At 49.1% G+C, this 17,683-nt stretch carries 13 protein-coding genes; 9 read left to right on the top strand and 4 right to left on the bottom strand.

Annotated elements, in window-relative coordinates; genetic code table 11:
* Nucleotides 1-161: 161 nt before the first annotated feature.
* The 9 genes from M0R33_RS03025 to M0R33_RS02990 all read left to right on the top strand — a co-directional run bounded on the left by M0R33_RS03025 (nt 162) and on the right by M0R33_RS02990 (nt 13,780).
* A complete protein-coding gene (locus tag M0R33_RS03025) occupies nt 162-1,085 on the top strand; it encodes a hypothetical protein (protein ID WP_292564855.1) in 924 nt (307 codons plus the stop codon).
* A gap of 193 nt (nt 1,086-1,278) precedes the next feature.
* Nucleotides 1,279-2,352: an efflux RND transporter periplasmic adaptor subunit gene (locus M0R33_RS03020; RefSeq protein WP_292564851.1), complete on the top strand. Its 1,074-nt coding sequence runs from the start codon at nt 1,279-1,281 to the stop codon at nt 2,350-2,352.
* A complete protein-coding gene (locus tag M0R33_RS03015) occupies nt 2,349-5,456 on the top strand; it encodes an efflux RND transporter permease subunit (protein ID WP_292564848.1) in 3,108 nt (1,035 codons plus the stop codon). Before M0R33_RS03020 ends, M0R33_RS03015 begins: the two co-directional genes overlap by 4 nt.
* Before the next feature lie 126 nt (nt 5,457-5,582).
* Entirely contained in the window at nt 5,583-6,392 is an 810-nt protein-coding gene (locus tag M0R33_RS03010; RefSeq protein WP_292564845.1) for a sulfite exporter TauE/SafE family protein, read from the top strand.
* Between the two features lie 353 nt (nt 6,393-6,745).
* On the top strand, nt 6,746-6,919 hold the full coding sequence (locus tag M0R33_RS24365) for an IS3 family transposase (RefSeq protein WP_366042991.1): 174 nt from the start codon (nt 6,746-6,748) through the stop codon (nt 6,917-6,919).
* A 160-nt stretch (nt 6,920-7,079) separates the two neighbouring features.
* A complete protein-coding gene (locus M0R33_RS03005; protein ID WP_292564842.1) occupies nt 7,080-10,685 on the top strand; it encodes a response regulator in 3,606 nt (1,201 codons plus the stop codon).
* The gene (locus M0R33_RS03000; RefSeq protein ID WP_292564840.1) at nt 10,682-11,062 is read left to right on the top strand and encodes a response regulator; all 381 of its coding nucleotides are present in this window, start codon (nt 10,682-10,684) and stop codon (nt 11,060-11,062) included. Before M0R33_RS03005 ends, M0R33_RS03000 begins: the two co-directional genes overlap by 4 nt.
* An 11-nt stretch (nt 11,063-11,073) precedes the next feature.
* The gene (locus M0R33_RS02995) at nt 11,074-11,448 is read left to right on the top strand and encodes a response regulator (protein ID WP_292564838.1); all 375 of its coding nucleotides are present in this window, start codon (nt 11,074-11,076) and stop codon (nt 11,446-11,448) included.
* Nucleotide 11,449: 1 nt separating this feature from the next.
* Entirely contained in the window at nt 11,450-13,780 is a 2,331-nt protein-coding gene (locus M0R33_RS02990; RefSeq protein ID WP_292564835.1) for an EAL domain-containing protein, read from the top strand.
* 105 nt (nt 13,781-13,885) lie between these two features.
* On the opposite strand, the gene typA is transcribed toward M0R33_RS02990, so the two are convergent.
* The 4 genes from typA to M0R33_RS02970 all read right to left on the bottom strand — a co-directional run bounded on the left by typA (nt 13,886) and on the right by M0R33_RS02970 (nt 17,647).
* Nucleotides 13,886-15,694, bottom strand: a complete 1,809-nt coding sequence (gene typA / locus M0R33_RS02985; RefSeq protein ID WP_292564832.1) for a translational GTPase TypA — start codon at nt 15,692-15,694, stop codon at nt 13,886-13,888.
* 73 nt (nt 15,695-15,767) lie between these two features.
* Complete coding sequence (locus M0R33_RS02980) at nt 15,768-16,160, bottom strand: rhodanese-like domain-containing protein (RefSeq protein WP_292564829.1); 393 nt, start codon at nt 16,158-16,160, stop codon at nt 15,768-15,770.
* Between the two features lie 3 nt (nt 16,161-16,163).
* Entirely contained in the window at nt 16,164-16,745 is a 582-nt protein-coding gene (locus M0R33_RS02975; protein WP_292564827.1) for a methyltransferase domain-containing protein, read from the bottom strand.
* Nucleotides 16,742-17,647: a LysR family transcriptional regulator gene (locus tag M0R33_RS02970; RefSeq protein WP_292564825.1), complete on the bottom strand. Its 906-nt coding sequence runs from the start codon at nt 17,645-17,647 to the stop codon at nt 16,742-16,744. Before M0R33_RS02970 ends, M0R33_RS02975 begins: the two co-directional genes overlap by 4 nt.
* Nucleotides 17,648-17,683: the final 36 nt, after the last annotated feature.

The following is a 17,683-nucleotide window of genomic DNA, read 5'->3' as shown; positions in this document are numbered from 1 at the left end:
GTTATTTATCCACAGTTATCGTAGCCTAAACCACACAGGTTTCTAACAACTGTTGTTAAGCATGCTTCATTTTTACTCGAGATTTCATATCAAGTGAATAAAACGATAAAGTGGTGGAAATTTCCACCAGACAGTCAATTGCTTATTACCGGGAACTTGCAATGTATGAGATAAGTACAGATATTTTTACCCAGCTTCATATCGACGTTGCTCGTAACGCCACGGACGATTTCAATCTGTTTCACGACAGTAAGCATTGGCATAAAATTAAAGACAATCCTTTTCAAGGACCCATCACATTAGGTTTTCAACTGGAATCGCTGGTCGAAGGCAAGCTGACCGTTTTTCGTCGCGAAGCCGATGAGCAGGCTTTGATCATTGAGCACAAGCTGAACTTCAGTAATTACCAATTCTCTTTTGCCAACGCTATAAAAGCCGGACAGTTTGTAGAGGTGGAAATCAAGTCTTCACAATTTAAACGCCAGCCTTCGCCTATGTTGAGCAATCGCATCATGGTTAAAAGCGATAACAATTTGGCTTTGTTGGGGTTTAAAAAAGAAACCACTGAACCGCTTTATCTAGCTAATCCCTGTTTTCCCGATTGGGGTGACTTACGCCGCCAAACCGACCGCGGCAATCTTAGCGGCGGTTATTTTTTAAAACGTAAATTCATGACCACCAGTAATGCCAAGAACTTTCTGTGCGGTTCCTTACGCGACCAAACCGAATTTTTTGACGAATTACAAGACAAGGTGATATTTCCGGAAATGTTTCCTTGCGCCTTGCTATCAAGTGCCTTATTGGAAAAAGCGCAAAAAAAAGCCCATGATTTCGAGAAAAACCCCATGGTGTATACCTCGCATAAAATCAGTATCGATAGACGGCTGCTTTCTGAACTGAAAAGCAATGATGCCTTACATATACTGATCAAACCGGCCGACAACTCGGCGGAACATGATTTTGGCGAAGCTTCCGCCACGGCCTTGGATTATGAATGCTATGGTATGGTGTCTAACAATGCCTTGTTGTTTCGCGCTTTAATTTCTTTGGCGCCTTTAGAATTAATTCTGCAATCTTTGGGATAAAGAAAACCATTTTCATATCCGGCAATAGCCGTATACCAAGCAGCTTTGAATTGTTTTGCTAAACTTCCAGACTGTGTGGCAGCGGGGTAGGAACAAGGGACAATATTTTTGCGCTCCAGTTGCTTTTTGAATGTTTTATGAAGCCATCGGAATTACGCAGAGTTGCGGGTAGCCAAGCGGTAAAGGAATTTTAATGAATAGGTTATTACTGGTATTGGCTGGTTTGTTTCTGATTGGATGTGAACAAGCGCCACCACCACCTTCCCAACCGCGGCCTGCCTTGGTTGTAAACGCCGGAGATCGTTTCGCCGCCGCCCCCACCATCTTAATAGGCGAAATCAAATCCCGCTATGAAAGTGCGCAGGGATTTCGCATCGACGGCAAAATCATTCAGCGTTATGTGGAGGTCGGCACTACAGTTAGTAAGGGCCAAGTATTGGCTAAGTTGGATAATCGAGATACCGGTTTAACGGTTAAAGCGTCAGAGGCACGAGTGCAAGCCGCTAAAGCGGATCAGGCATTAGCGCGCGCTGAACTAGATAGGCTGGAAAAGCTTTATCTACGTAAATTTATTTCCAGCCAAGCCGTTGATATTCAAAAGGCTAAATATCAATCTGCTGTGGCCTTAGTTAAGCAAACCGTTGCGGAAGCCGCCGTATCAACCAACCAGTCGGCTTATACCGACTTACGAGCGGAGCGGGATGGCGTGGTTATCGAAATTCACGCCGAGCCTGGTCAAGTGGTGGCCGCTGGGGAAACCATCGCCCGAATAGCAGTACCGGATAGCATGGAAGTTGAGGTTTCCGTCCCCGAATCACGTATGCAGAGTATTGAAAAGAATTTAACCGCGGAAGTACGATTGTGGGCGGAACCAACTCATATATATCAAGGTAAGATCAGGGAAATAGCACCCGCGGCCGATAGCGTTACCCGAACTTTTCAAATTCGAATTGCGTTAACGGAGGACGCCTCAAATCAATTACGGCTGGGGATGACAGCGGCTGTAATATTTAAAGATCATAATCATCACGATTTTTTGCTGCCTTTGCCAGCCGTTAGTCAATATGAAGGTAATACAGTGGTATGGGTAGTCAATCCGGAAACCGATCAAGTTTTCCCGAGGATAGTGCAAACGGGTATGTACAGGGAAGATGGAGTAGTGATTACTAAAGGTTTACAGGATGGCGACAAAGTCGTAGTGGCTGGAGTCCATACCTTGTTATCGGGCCAGAAAGTACGTCCTCAAATAGCGCAGCAAAATCCATGAGGCGCTTCAATCTTTCAGAATGGTCTCTGGATCATCCGTCATTAGTACTGTATGCGGTGCTCATGTTGACATTAGTGGGTGTGTTTTCCTACTTCAAGTTAGGGCAATCCGAAGACCCGCCGTTCACCTTTAAAGTCATGGTGATACGCACCGGTTGGCCGGGTGCCAATGCCAGCGAAGTCGAGCAACAGGTTACGGATAAGCTGGAAAAAAAACTTCAGGAAGTACCCTGGCTGGATAATTTGCGCAGTTATTCCAGGCCGGGAGAATCGCTGATTTTTTTATTGGCGAAAGACTCCGCGCCCGCCACGGAAATTGCCAATATCTGGTACCAAGCCCGTAAAAAAATCGGCGACATTCAAAATACCCTGCCAAACGGTATCGAAGGGCCTACCTTTAACGACGAATTCGGCGATGTCTACGGTAACTTGTATGCATTGACAGGCGATGGTTACGATTATGCGGAACTAAAGCGACAGGCCGAGGTGGTGCGCGCGGAATTGTTAAAAGTAAAAGACGTGGCCAAAGTCGATTTTTTTGGTGAACAGAAACAGCGCATTTACATCAATTTATCCAACGCCAAGTTGGCGACTTTAGGTATCGACACTGCTGATTTATTACGGACATTGCGGCTACAGAATTTGGTGACCAGCAGTGGCAATTTCGATTCCGTGCAAGAACGGATTCGTATTGCCGTCACTGGACGATACGATCAGGTACAGGAAATGCGCGATATTCGATTGCGTGCCAATAACCGAGAATTTCGTTTGGGCGATGTCGCGACAATCACTCGAGGCTATGAAGATCCGCCCAAGGATCGGGTTCGTTTCAAAGGGAAGGAAGCTCTGCTAATTGGCGTATCGATGCGGCAAGGTGGTGATGTAATCGAATTGGGGGTTAATCTGGATAAAACTATCCAGCTTGTGCAGTCACAATTGCCGGTAGGTTTGGATTTGCAAACCGTTTCGTCTCAACCTAGAGCCGTCCAACGTTCGATTAATGAATTTATCCGGTCTTTGACGGAAGCGGTAATCATCGTGTTGGGCGTTAGCTTGTTGTCATTGGGATTGCGCACTGGAATTGTTGTAGCAATCAGTATTCCGGTCGTACTGGCTATTACCTTCTGGTTGATGCATTTGTTTAATGTCGGTCTCCATAAAATTTCCCTGGGTGCATTGATTTTGGCATTGGGATTATTGGTGGATGACGCCATTATTGCCGTTGAGATGATGGCGTCTAAAATGGAGCAGGGCTGGGAGCGAAAACGTGCGGCCGCCTTTGCTTACACTTCTACCGCCATGCCCATGTTGAGCGGCACCATGGTAACGGCGGCCGGATTTTTGCCTATCGCTACCGCCGCATCCTCTACCGGCGAATACACCCGCTCGCTGTTTCAGGTGGTAGTGATTGCGTTGTTGGTATCGTGGTTGGCGGCGGTAATATTGGTGCCCTATCTGGGTTATCGATTACTGCCGGATTTTAAAACACACAAAAACCACAAAAGCAATCCACTAACAAAATGGACGATGAAGTTCGCCGGCCAGAATATGGATCTTGCTGTTCAGGAAAGCTATAACACGCCTTTTTATCGCTATTTCCGTGGCATGGTAACTTTATGCGTCAAACGACGCTGGTGGGTGATTGGGTTTACATTGGTCCTTTTTGTCACCGCAATGTTGGGGTTTTCTGCAGTACAACAGCAATTTTTTCCGGATTCGACCAGGCCTGAATTGATAGTCGATTTACGCTTGGCCGAAGGTGTTTCGTATTACGCCACCGAAACCGAAGTCAAACGATTGGAAGCTTGGATAGATCAACAAACCGGCGTTGAAAATTACGTGGCATATGTAGGTAATGGTAGCCCGCGATTTTATTTACCTTTGGACCAACAACTGCCGCAACGTAACTTTGCCCAGTTGGTGATATTGACCAAGGGATCCAATGATAGGGAACGCTTACGAAAACAACTCATTGATTTGTTCGAACAGGATTTCACCAATTTGAGAGCCAGCGTATTGCGCCTGGAAAATGGACCCCCGGTGGGATTTCCGGTTCAGTTTCGGGTTTCCGGACCGGATATTACCACCTTGAAAAATCTAGCCCATCAAGTTGCGCAAGTCATGCGCGCCAACCCGCATCTTTCCAATGTGCAATTGGATTGGGAAGAGTTGGTGAAGGTGGTTAATGTGCAAGTCGATCAATCCAAAGCTCGCTTACTAGGTGTGAGCTCCAATGACATTGCCAATCTGGTGAACGGTGCTTTACAGGGTTTATATGTGACCGAATTCAGGGAAGGCATTGAACGCATTGAAGTCATGGTGCGTGGGGCGGAAACCGAACGCAAGCATTTATCGCGTTTACCCAACTTGATGATTCCAACCGCCAGCGGGAAAAGTGTGCCATTATCGCAAATTGCCCATTTTGACTATAGTTTCGAGGAAGGCTTAATCTGGCGGCGAAACAGGTTGCCGACCATTACGGTGCGGGGGCATTTATACGGCACTATTCAAGCTCCGACAGTTTCGGGCCAGATAGAAGCCGATTTGGTAGACTTTAAAAAACGGCTTCCGATTGGGTATACCCTGGAAACGGGTGGGGCTGTGGAGGAATCGGCTAAAGGCAGCGACTCTATAGCCGCCGGGATGCCGCTTTTTTTATGCACCGTGTTAACGGTGCTGATGATGCAGTTGCAAAGTTTTTCCCGCGTGGCGTTGGTGGTGCTCACCGCGCCGCTGGGAATGATAGGTGTCACGCTGTTCTTGTTGATATTTAACCAACCGTTCGGCTTTGTGGCCATGCTGGGTACCATTGCTTTGTCCGGTATGATCATGCGTAATTCGGTTATTTTGGTCGATCAAATCGACCAGGATAAGCAAGCAGGGCTGTCCGATGTCGATGCGATAGTAGAATCCACTGTGCGCCGTTTTCGCCCTATCGCTTTGACTGCGGCCGCGTCCATATTAGCCATGATCCCACTCACGCAAAGTTCGTTTTTTGGACCAATGGCCGTAGCGATTATGGGCGGATTAACAGTAGCCACGTTGTTAACCTTGCTATTTTTGCCGGCATTGTATGCGGCTTGGTTCAAAATACAGCCGGCTTAAGGAAATGGGGGAGTAGGACTGCTTATATCTAATAATTGAATGCCTATATGTTTTTTTATCATGAAAGTTAACAGACTTTGGCTGATATAGTATTTTTAACTTAACGATATTGAAGGAACGAAGGGCATGAATTTACTGTATTCGGCATCCGGGTTTGCGGTTGGCTTATTGGTAGGTATTACCGGTGTCGGTGGCGGTTCGTTAATGACACCCTTGCTGGTATTTTTATTCGGTTTTAAACCGGCGATAGCAGTGGGCACCGATTTGCTATATGCCGCGATTACCAAATCCGCGGGTGTGTTTGTACATCATGGCAAACATAAGTCGGTGGATTGGAAAATTGTCTGTTTCCTCTCCATGGGCAGTTTGCCGTTTGCCGGCATGACACTGTATGTATTGAAAAACCTGATGGCGGTAGACAAGGATATTACCGGCATGATTACCTTTACCCTCGGTATCGCTTTATTATTGACCGCGTCGGCATTGATGGTACGTAGCGTGTTATTACACAGAGCCGCAAAGCTAAAATTGGACGATGCGGTCAGTGATGTCGACAATAGCGGTCGCTTTTCTCCACGTTGGGAGAAAATTGCCACGGTATTTACCGGAGCCGTATTAGGCATATTGGTGACGCTGTCATCCGTGGGAGCTGGCGCGTTGGGAACGGTAGCTTTACTGTTTTTATATCCGCGGATGAGTACCTTGAAAGTCGTCGGCACGGACTTGGCGCATGCCATTCCATTAACCGCAGTGGCGGGCTTGGGTCATTTAAGCTTGGGTAACTTTGACCTGGAATTATTAGGCAGCTTGTTATTGGGTTCCGTGCCAGGAATTTGGATAGGCAGTCATTTCAGCGCTAAAATCCCCGAGTATTTTCTTCGCCCGGCCTTGGCGACGTTATTACTGGTGATAGGCGTTAAATTTGTGATGGTTTAATAAACCCGTACACTTTTCAAGGCAGAATTTATACGGTCAGTAGAGGTAAAAATCAGTAACAGTCAAAACTCAACACGATTAAAATTTAATTTGAAACTTGAGCAAGTTGCGGCTCGATTAGTAATCGCAAAGGGTTATACCCAGCAAGAAGCCGCAGCTGATTTGGGCGTTTCAGCGAGCGCATTTAAGGCGACAGGTGCGCGCTGATCGACCTTGGCAAAGGATTAGTCGTTATCAAAGCCCGGTTATTGAAGCCAAGAAAGGTAGACTGGTGAGACTAAGAAAGCAAAACGAGCGGCTGGATATAGCGCGCGAAATCTTACTGGTGCCCCTTGAGTAAAACGCGTCAACAGATGCTTTTCCGCAACCTAAAACATGAACAGGCCAACTACGAAACATTCAAACCCCAGGATGAGGCGAAACTGAGCGTGTTCGACTATTTGGCTTTCTATAAGCGATCACATTCGACACTGGGCTATCAATCCCCGTGCGAATGCGAGCGAGAATATTTTAAAAACGCCGGCTGAAGAAGTGCCCGGTTTTTGTTGACCAACACAGTTTTTATCGGCATGATCTTTCATTAAATCCTACTCAGCTAAGCGCAGTCCAAAATGGAGACAAAACAGGGTATGTTTCGGATGGATACCAGCCAACAGCCGCTCAGTCTGGCCGTTTTATATGAAATTTATGGCTAGTCTACGCGGTCGACTGTTGCTGCTGGTATTGTTGTCCGCGATTCCGGCGATTGGGTTAATCGTTTATTCCGCCATGGAGCAGCGGGCAGCCGCTGAGCTGGAAGCCCAGCGCAAAACCAGAGAATTAGCCACTCTGATCGTCGATAAGGAAAATCGCCTGATCGACCAGACTCGGCAAATGTTGGCTGTCCTTGCAAATATTCCATCCCTGACAGCGCCCCAATTTATTCCGCGTTGCCGGGAGTTGCTTGTCAGTATTCAGAGCCAAAACCCTTTATTCGCCAATATCGGGATAGCCGATGCCGAAGGTAATTTACGGTGCAGTGCTTTACGGTTCGATAAACTTATCAATATTGCCGATAAGCCTGAATTCCGCCGTGCCATTGAAAGTCATGGTTTTGCGGTCGGCGATTATCTGGTCGGCCGGTTGTCGAAGGTGTCCAGTTTAGGCATGGGACTTCCTGTTTATAACGATGCGGGTAAGCTCATCAGTGTGTTATATGCCAGCATCGATCTGGCCTGGTTGCAAGAAATGGTCAAAAAAATACTATTGCCGCCAGGCACCGTGGTGGCCGTGGTCGATGCTAACGGCATCTTATTGGCGCGCCTACCCGATCCCAACCATGAGTGGACCGGCCAAGAGGCACCGGAAAGAGAGAGTTTAGCCGACCTTCTGGCCAACGATTGTCGGGGTTATGCCGAGTTCATGGGACAGGATAATGTCTTACGTTTATATGCCGTCGAACCACTGCAATGGGTCAGTGATCAATGTATTTATGTGCGGGTCGGAGTACCGAAGCACGGAGTCTATAGCTTGATCGAAGCGCGTACCTTGCGCAACATCACAGCTTTACTGATGCAGACCATACTGTTGCTGACCATTGCCTGGATCGGCAGCAACTGGCTGGTACTACGGCGTATGTCTAAACTGACCGATGCCGCGAAGCGATTGGGCGAGGGCGACCTGAGTGTTCGGGCTAATTTACCGTTATCGGGCGACGAAATCGGCCAATTGGCGCAGTGTTTCGATGAGACGACCGCGCGCTTACAGGATCGTGAGACACGACTTTTAGCAACCGATAGGGCGCTATCCCACGCCAACCGGGCGTTGATAGTACTCAGCGCAGGCAACCGGGCGATGCTGCGAGCCGAAAATGAGCAGAACTTGTTGGATGATATGTGTCGGATGATAGTCGATAAGGCTGGTTATCGTATGGTCTGGGTTGGCTTTGCCTGCCCGGGTGTTAAAAAAAGCATCCTACCCGTTGCCCATGCGGGTTCGGATCGAGATTATGTCGACCATCTGAATCTCAGTTGGGGAGAGGACAGACAACGCCACGGTGCTTGCGGTACGGCTATCATCGAAGGGCAGCCTGTCGTGGTGCGCGACATCGCTTCGGCACCCGAATACAAGCTATGGCGTCAATCCGCATTGCAGTGCGGTTTTTCCTCATGCGTCGCCTTGCCGCTGATAGCATCGCACGGGACGCTTGGCATGGTCAGTATTTATGCCAGCGATGTCGATGCCTTCGACGCCGGTGAAATCGAATTGCTGAATGAAGCCGCGGCCGATCTGGCCTATGGTATTTGCCGGCTGCGCGATCAGGCACGCAGCCGGCAAGTTGACGAAATCGAAGATCTTTATAACAAAGCCCCATGCGGCTACCACTCGTTGGATGCGGACGGCCGTTTCGTCAGCATCAACGACACCCACTTGGTCTGGCTGGGTTATCGACGCGAAGAAATCGTAAATAAGATGCGCTTTGTCGATTTATTGAGCCCCTCCAGCCAAAATCTATTTTGGCGGGAGTTTCCTACATTCAAGTCCAAAGGATCTGTTAGCGATTTGGAATTCGAGATGATAAGGCGTGACGGGTCGATATTGCCGGTTTTGCTGAATGCCACCGCAGTCCTGGATCAGGATGGACATTATCTGTCCAGCCGATCTACGTTGCATGACATCACCGACCGTAAACGGGCTGAAGAGGCCTTGCGACAAGCCAAGGAGGCCGCAGAGCAAACCACGCGTATCAAAAGTGAATTTCTGGCCAATATGTCGCATGAACTGCGTACGCCGCTGAATGCGATCATCGGTTTTTCCGAAGTGCTGAAGGATGGCTTGATAGGTGATTTATCAGCGGAGCAGCAGGAATATGTGAGCGATATTTTCGGTAGCGGTCAACATCTGCTCTCACTAATCAACGACATCCTGGATTTGTCAAAGATCGAAGCCGGCAAAATGACGCTGGACCTTGAACCACTAAATATAGATTTGTTGTTGAATAATAGCCTGTCTATCATCAAGGAAAAGGCGGCGGCTCACCGTATCCAATTATATAGTGATCTTGGCCACGGATTGGGCAATGTCACTGTTGATGCGCGCAAGGTTAAACAGATTGTTTACAATCTGCTGTCGAATGCGGTCAAATTCACCCCGGCAGGCGGCAGCGTCACTTTGAAGGCCGGCAAGGTTGGCCGGTATGCTATCGAAAACTGGCGGGCGACGGAAACTACCAGTTTGCGTATGCCGCTGCCGGCCAATGAATGCAAGGAATTTCTGGAAATCACTGTCGAAGACAGCGGGATAGGGATTGCTGCCGAGGACGCTCCGCGCTTATTCCATGCCTTTTCGCAACTGGATTCGTCACTGTCCCGGCAAGCGGAAGGTACCGGACTGGGCTTGCTGTTGGTGCTGAAATTGGCCAATCTTCACGGAGGCAGCATGGCTTTGGCTAGTAAGGCGGGACTTGGCAGCCGTTTTATCGTTTGGTTACCCTGGCGGGAAGCAAGGGACTTCAAGATAAAACAACAAATGGAGACGCGATCAGATCAAAACGCGCCTGATCATCCGCTGGCGTTGGTGATAGAGAACAGTGAACGTGCCGCCGAACTGATACGTCTGCAATTGGAGCCGGAAGGCTTCGAAATTGTCATTGCCAGCAATGCCGAAGCAGGGCTGGAGCTACTGAAAACCCGGCAGCCCAGCGTGATTATTCTGGATATTTTGCTGCCGGATATGGATGGCTGGAATTTGCTGGCTCGCATCAAGCAATCAGATCTGCCCGCGGCACGGATTCCGGTGGTGATAGTCTCCATCGTGGCCGATACTGAAAAAGGCTTTTCACTGGGCGCCAGTGCCGTTCTGCAAAAACCGGTCATTCGCACCGTCCTGATCGATGCCTTAAAAAACCTGGAGCTAACTCGGAACAACCAACCCTTGAAAGTACTCGTGATTGACGATGACCGCAAAGCGGTTGAATTACTCTCGGCCTATTTGTTAGAGCCCGGCTATACTGTGTTGCGAGCCTACAGTGGCCGGGAAGGTATAGCCTTGGCGCGGCGGGAGCTACCCGATTTGTTGGTGCTGGATTTGATGATGCCGGAAGTGAACGGTTTCGATGTGGTGGAGGCACTTAAAAATGATCCGGACACGGCAATGATTCCGATCGTAGTGATGACGGCAAAACTATTGACGGATCAGGATCGTGTCATTCTTAACGGCAATGTCGCGGCCATCCTGGAAAAATCCTGCTTTAATCACGGCCGCTTTACCAAAGAAGTCAGGCGAGCGTTAATGATGAACAAGCAGGCAATATGACGGCGCAAATACTGGTGGTGGAAGATACGCCGGCCAACATGAAATTGGTCAGCATGTTACTGGTTAAATCCGGCTATAGGGTGTTACAAGCCGACAATGCCAGGGATGCTATTGCACTGGCGCAATGCCATCAACCCGATCTGATTTTGATGGACATCCAGTTGCCTGGTATGGATGGATTGACCGCAACTCACTTGTTGAAAGCCGATCAAGTCACCCGACATATTCGGGTAGTGGCCTTGACCGCTTTAGCCATGAAGGGCGACGAGGAAAAAATTATGGCGGCGGGATGCGACGGCTATATCGCCAAGCCGATCGCATACAAAAATTTTCTGGTCGAGGTGAAACAGTATTTGGCTGGCGGCGCCAGTCTATAGGATGCAATGCGATGAAAATGCCCAAGAAAATTCTAGTTACGGATGACGATCCGCTTAATCGAAAATTGGAAACGACCCTGTTGCAAGCCTATGGTTATCAAGTCCGCAGCGTCGCATCGGGACAAGCTACCCTGGACCAGGTAAAGCTCGACCCGCCCGACCTGATCTTGCTGGATCTGATGATGCCTGGCATGGACGGTTTCGATGTAGTAAGACACCTGAAAGCCGACCCTGCCAGCGCAGAAATACCGATCATCATGGTAACGGCCCTGGATGATGGCGGCTCCCGTGCCCGGCTGGCGGCGGTCGGAGTCTTCGACATCATCACCAAACCACTGGACCGTTGGGCACTGCAAGCCTGTATCACCAAACTGTTGGGAGAATAATATGGACGCTATTCAATCCCCCAACGAATTGTACAAGTTGCAGGTCGAACTGGAACGACAGAATCAGCTGTATGCGATGCTGAGCCATATCAACAGGACCATAGTGCGAACCAAGGACTCTCAGGAGCTGTACATGGCCGCTTGCCGAATCGCAGTCGAATATGGTGGCTTCGCCTTGGCCTGGGTAGGCTTGATTAATCCGGATAATGGGGTTGTGGTGCCGGTGGCTTGCGCCGGAATGGCGACCGTTGCCCAGCTTATCAGCTTACATAAAGCGGAGACAGAGCATCAGGTCAACGCATCCGGGCTCAATGCCGAAGCCTTTTTCATCGGCAAGGATAGCCCGTCGGATTTATGTCATCCTTCCTGGACCAGCATACCCGAGCAATGGGGGCTGAATTCCGGTGGTTCGTTTCCGATTCGCACGGAAGGAAAAATCATCGGTGTTTTCAATGTCGCGGCTAAGGAAGCCGGTTTTTTTCGCGAAGCCGAAATCAATCTGCTGGCGGAAGTGGTGGACGATATCTCGTTTGCGTTAGAGATGATTCGCAATGAGGAAAAGCGTATGACGGTTGAAACCAAAACGAAATATTTGGTCAACTATGATCCCCAAACCGGTATGCCCAGCCGCACATTATTCGAGGAACGCCTGTGCGAGGCCTGTGAGGATGTCGGAACCATTCAGGTGAGTGTATTGGTGGTGAATATACGCCGTTTTCACGGCATCGTACAATCATTGGGTCAGGACGTCGGACAAAATATTATTCGCGATATGGCTAACAGACTGCAGTCGGTAGCGGCCACTCTGCCGATCGCCCGTATCACGGAATCGAACTTTGCATTAATATTGCGTAACTTCGATGGACTCGAGATAGCCGAAGAGTTTGCCTGGCAAATTCATCGCGCATTAGCCGAGCCCATTATATTCAATGAGCAGGAATTTTTCCTCGATCCTTTTATCGGTATCGCCTGTTTTCCATTGGATGGGGAGCCGCGCGATGTGCTTAAGCATGCCATGCAAGCGGCGGCAATCCAGGATACGTCCAGCATTTGCCGCTTCTTTTTTGCCGATATGGATGAAAATTCGCGTCGGCAACTCAATCTGGATACGTCGCTACGTCGGGCCTTGGAACGCAACGAGTTCATCCTGCATTATCAGCCGCAACTGGATTTGGCCACTGGCCGGATTATCGGCACCGAGGCTTTGCTGCGCTGGCAGAGTCGCGATTACGGCTTGGTGTCGCCGCAGGATTTCATTCCGTTGCTGGAAGAAAACGGCTTGATCTGCGCGGTTGGTGAATGGGTGTTGCTAGAGGCGTGCCGTTGTAATCGACAGTGGCAGGATCAAGGCCTGCCACCTTTGCGCATGGCGGTTAATTTGTCGGCCCGGCAATTTTTGAACGGCGACATCCAGGCCCTGGTAAAACGGGTGCTGGAGGAGACTGGGCTCGACCCGAGATGGCTGGAGTTGGAATTGACCGAGAGTATCGTGCTGCTGAATGCCGATAATGTGATTCGTACCATGAGCGAGCTAAAACAAAATGGCGTCACTATGGCGCTGGACGATTTCGGCACCGGCTATTCATCCCTCAGTTATTTGCAGCGCCTACCGGTAGCGCGCATCAAGATCGACCGATCGTTTGTCACCAATATTACGTCAAATCCAGGTGATGCAGCCATCGTCCGGGCCGTGGTCGGTATGGCTCACAGCCTGAATTTGACAGTGATCGCCGAAGGCGTGGAAACCGAAGGCCAATTGGGGTTTTTGCGCGGAGTCGGCTGCGAGGAAATTCAGGGTTATTTCTTTAGCCGGCCACTGCCGGAACAGGATTTTGCCTTGTTATTGCGTGAAGGCAGAGGTATCAAGCCTGGGCACGTCGAGAAACCGGAGCGGGTTTTATTGTTGATGGATGACGAACCGAATATTCTATCCGCCCTGAAACGGGCTTTACGCCGCAAAGGTTTTCGCATCGTCAGCACTACCAATGCCCGCGAAGGTTTCGATTTGATGGCAACGCATCAGCCTGGCGTGGTACTTTGCGATCAACGCATGCCGGAAATGACCGGTACCGAGTTCCTGCGCCGGATCAAGGAAATTTATCCCTATACCATACGTATGATACTGTCCGGTTATGCGGATCTGAATTCCGTGATCGACGCGGTTAATCAAGGCGCGGTATATAAGTTTCTGACCAAACCCTGGGAAGACGAAGCACTGTCCCAGCATATCAATGATGCTTTTGAGATTTATGAGTTGCACCGCGAGAATCGGGAATTATCTCAGATGCTGCAAGCCAATCAGACCTTGCTGAATAGTATGCATGATGTCTGAATTTACCTGTCTGGCAGTCTGTAAATTGCTGGGTGGATTTAGTTCGGCAAGCCGTCCCCATAGTCGGGCGTTGATGGGAACGGATCGCCGAATAGTGTAATCGGCCTATCTGGATGCGCGTTTTCTTTCGTTTTCAGTCAATAAGATTTTACGCAGGCGAATCGACTTGGGTGTGACTTCGACCAACTCATCATCGCTAATAAACTCTAACGCTTGTTCTAAAGTCATTTTTTGAATCTTGGCGCAGGTCAAACTATCGTCAGTGCCTGAAGCGCGAACATTCGTCAATGGTTTTGGTTTGGTTGGGTTAACCACTAAATCATTATTACGTGAATGGATGCCGACTAATTGACCTTCGTAGATTTCATCGCCATTAACTACTAATAACTCACCGCGAGCTTGTAGTGGATATAAAGAATAATCCACTGCTTTACCTTTAGACATCGAGATCAAAACACCGCGAACTCGATTACCCACGGCACCTTCTTTTACCGGGCCATAATGATCGAATACGTGATAAAACAAACCCGATCCGGAAGTAGCCGTTAAGAATTCAGTTTGGAAGCCCAATAAGCCGCGAGAAGGCACGATATATTCCAAGCGGATACGGCCTTTACCATCCGGAACCATGTCTTTTAGATCACCTTTACGGTCACCTAATTTTTCCATGATAGTGCCTTGATGTTGTTCTTCCACTTCAATCGTTACATTTTCATACGGCTCCGATTTAACACCATCAATTTCCTTGATAATTACTTGCGGACGCGATACGCCAAGCTCGAAACCTTCGCGGCGCATATTCTCTATCAGGACCGATAAATGCAATTCGCCGCGGCCGGAGACTTTGAATTTATCCGGATCATCGGTTGTTTCAACACGTAAGGCTACATTGTGTTGCAATTCTTTTTGCAAACGATCAAAAATTTGACGGGTGGTAATGAATTTACCTTCTCTGCCTGCAAACGGTGAATTATTGACTTGGAACGTCATGCTCACAGTCGGCTCATCGACCGATAATGCGGGGAGTGCAACAACATTGTTGGGATCGCATAATGTCTCCGAAATCTTTAGATTTTCTATGCCGCAGAAAGCAATAATGTCGCCTGCTTGCGCGGTTTCCACTTCAATCCGCTCTAAGCCATGGAAACCATAGAGTTTCAGCATGCGACCGTTGCGGACTTTACCTTCATTATCCACGATGGTTAGCGGCATATTACGTGTCACTTTGCCGTGCTGAATACGACCGATACCGATAACGCCGACATAAGAGTTGTAGTCCAAGCTGATAACCTGCATTTGGAAGGGTGCATCAATATCTACTGGTGGCTGCGCGACTTTATCAACAATAGTTTGAAAAAGTGGTGTCATATCGCCACTCGATACATCGGCTTCCAATCCCGCAAAACCATTTAACGCAGAGGCATACACAATCGGGAAATCCAATTGCTCGTCGGTTGCGCCTAAGTTATCGAATAAATCGAAAGTTTGATCGACGACCCAATCAGGGCGAGCGCCGGGACGGTCCACTTTATTGATAACCACAATGGGTTTTAAACCTAAAGCAAAAGCCTTTTTGGTGACGAAACGCGTCTGCGGCATCGGGCCGTCAACGGCATCGACTAGTAATAAAACCGAATCGACCATGGACAACACACGCTCAACCTCACCGCCGAAGTCGGCGTGGCCGGGGGTGTCTACAATGTTGATGTGATAGCCGTTCCAGTCTATCGCGGTATTTTTGGCCAAAATGGTAATGCCCCGCTCTTTTTCCAGGGCGTTGGAGTCCATGACGCGTTCGTCGACTTTGGTGTGGGCGTCGAAGGTACCGGATTGTTGTAAGAGTTGATCGACTAATGTGGTTTTGCCGTGGTCGACGTGAGCGATGATCGCGATATTTCTGAGTTTTTCTATCACAGGATTTACTTGGGATTTTGAAGGAAAGAATGGGCCGGATAGCAATTAATCAATCCAGCAAAATATAAAAAAATTAGCTTTGTTGCCAGGGTAGACCATGGAAACGCCAGCCGCCGACAGTGTTGCGATGTTGGTGTTCATCCAGAGGGCCTTCAAAGCCCTCCAGAATATTGATAAGGTGTTGATAGCCATCGGCTTCCAGAGCTTTGGCCGCATCCACCGAACGCACACCACTTCGGCACAGCAATAAAACCGGGGTGCTTTTATCGGGCGCGTGCGGTCGGACTTGTTCGACAAATCCGTTATTCAGTTGCATGCCGGGAAATTCTTTCCAGGCCACATGAATGGCTTTGGGCGGATGGCCGACGAAGCTATGTTCGATGGCGGTTCTAACGTCGATCAGCACCGCCGAGGCGTTATTAAGTAATACATCCCAGGCTTGTTTGGGGTCGAGATTTTCAATCATGTTTTATACCGGTTTTAATTTTTGTCCGATGTAGCAGGCTTCGTTTCTATTGCCATGTCGCCGGTCGCCGATGCGGGCATCTTCTTGATAAAAGACCAGAGTTAATGGAGAGAATAATTGGAGCAGTTCATTACAATCCAGTAAATAATCAGGATTGCTGGGGCCTTGTTGATCAAGTTTGTCGCGGGTAAATGTTTGATAAAACAGCAGGCCTTCGGTTTTTAAAGCCGCCATTATCGCATTACACAGGGAACGGTCAAGAAAACGACTGATGACAATCACATCATAATTGCCCCGAGGGAGATTGTCGGGGTTAATAAATACCTGTCGGGTTGTTATTGGTAACCGCCTTTGTTCGGCCTGACTGCGTAAACCGGACAGTGCAACCGGCGATATATCCCATGCATCAACCTTTAAACCCCGCTCGGCCAACAGCAGGGCGTTGCCGCCCATACCGCAGGCTAAATCCAGCGCATTGCCTTGTGCGGGTAACAGGTAGCGATGATTCGATAACACCTCCGAGGCATTGGACGCTTGGCGACAATCCGCATAAATGTTGTCCCATTTGCTTTGCAGTGCGTTCACGGTGGATCCATACCTATTCGATGCGGAAGCCAGCCCTGGATGAAATCCAGAAACGAGCGCACTTTGGCGGACAAGTACTTACGGTGCGGATACACGGCATAAATGGCCAGCGGACTGATCGCATACTGTTCCATAACTACTTGTAGACGGCCTAATTCTATATCGCGGCCGACGATATAGCGCGGCAGCATAATCAGCCCCAAACCGTTAACCGCCGCATTGCGGATGGGATCGGCCATATTGGCCTGCATACGCCCGGTTACCGTCACGGTTCTATCCCCCAATATGCCTTTGAATCGCCATTTATTACGGGGTGGAATCGCCCAATTGATCAAGCAGCTATGGTCTTCCAGATCCTCGGGGTCTTGCGGTGCGCCGTGCGCTTTAAGGTAATCCGGCGACGCGCATACCACTAACGATGAGCTGGCCAGCTTGCGCGCTACTAAACTGGTGTCGTTGAGCTGGCCCAGGTAGATAGCAATGTCGACACCTTCGTCGATCAAATCCACTTGGCCGCCCTTCAAAACCATTTCCACCGATAAATCAGGGTAGCTTTTCAAATATTCGGTGAGTCCGGGAGCAATATGCGTGGCGCCAATTACCGGAGGGGCGCAAATTTTCAATACCCCGCGCGGTTCGGTTTGCAGTTTGGTAACTGCGGATTCCATTTCCTGCACGTCCAGTAGTACCTGCTGACAACGTTCCAGATATTCCTCCCCCGCTTCAGTCAAGCTTAAGCTGCGGGTCGTACGATTAAATAAGCGTGTGTTGAGCTCGCTTTCAAGCTGCATGATGTGTTTTGTGGCCATGGCCCTGGAAATGTCCAGATCCTTGGCGGCGCCAGCAAAACTACCTGCTTTGGCGACTCGAACGAACACGTTCATACTTGTTAATTTATCCATAAGCGGCTCAGTAATTGGGTGGAATTAGCAAAAAAT

This window comes from Methylomonas sp. (assembly GCF_023228165.1).
Classification (GTDB): domain Bacteria; phylum Pseudomonadota; class Gammaproteobacteria; order Methylococcales; family Methylomonadaceae; genus Methylomonas.
Note: the sequence above shows the minus strand (reverse complement) of the source record. Positions and strands in the feature narration are given on the sequence as shown.

Coding starts and splice junctions, on each gene's coding strand:
- M0R33_RS03025 (WP_292564855.1), top strand. CDS start 162: ATGTATGAGATAAGTACAGATATTTTTACCCAGCTTCATATCGACGTT.
- M0R33_RS02990 (WP_292564835.1), top strand. CDS start 11,450: ATGGACGCTATTCAATCCCCCAACGAATTGTACAAGTTGCAGGTCGAA.
- M0R33_RS03005 (WP_292564842.1), top strand. CDS start 7,080: ATGGCTAGTCTACGCGGTCGACTGTTGCTGCTGGTATTGTTGTCCGCG.
- M0R33_RS02970 (WP_292564825.1), bottom strand. CDS start 17,647: ATGGATAAATTAACAAGTATGAACGTGTTCGTTCGAGTCGCCAAAGCA.
- M0R33_RS02980 (WP_292564829.1), bottom strand. CDS start 16,160: ATGATTGAAAATCTCGACCCCAAACAAGCCTGGGATGTATTACTTAAT.
- M0R33_RS03010 (WP_292564845.1), top strand. CDS start 5,583: ATGAATTTACTGTATTCGGCATCCGGGTTTGCGGTTGGCTTATTGGTA.
- M0R33_RS24365 (WP_366042991.1), top strand. CDS start 6,746: ATGCTTTTCCGCAACCTAAAACATGAACAGGCCAACTACGAAACATTC.
- M0R33_RS03020 (WP_292564851.1), top strand. CDS start 1,279: ATGAATAGGTTATTACTGGTATTGGCTGGTTTGTTTCTGATTGGATGT.
- M0R33_RS03000 (WP_292564840.1), top strand. CDS start 10,682: ATGACGGCGCAAATACTGGTGGTGGAAGATACGCCGGCCAACATGAAA.
- M0R33_RS02995 (WP_292564838.1), top strand. CDS start 11,074: ATGAAAATGCCCAAGAAAATTCTAGTTACGGATGACGATCCGCTTAAT.
- M0R33_RS03015 (WP_292564848.1), top strand. CDS start 2,349: ATGAGGCGCTTCAATCTTTCAGAATGGTCTCTGGATCATCCGTCATTA.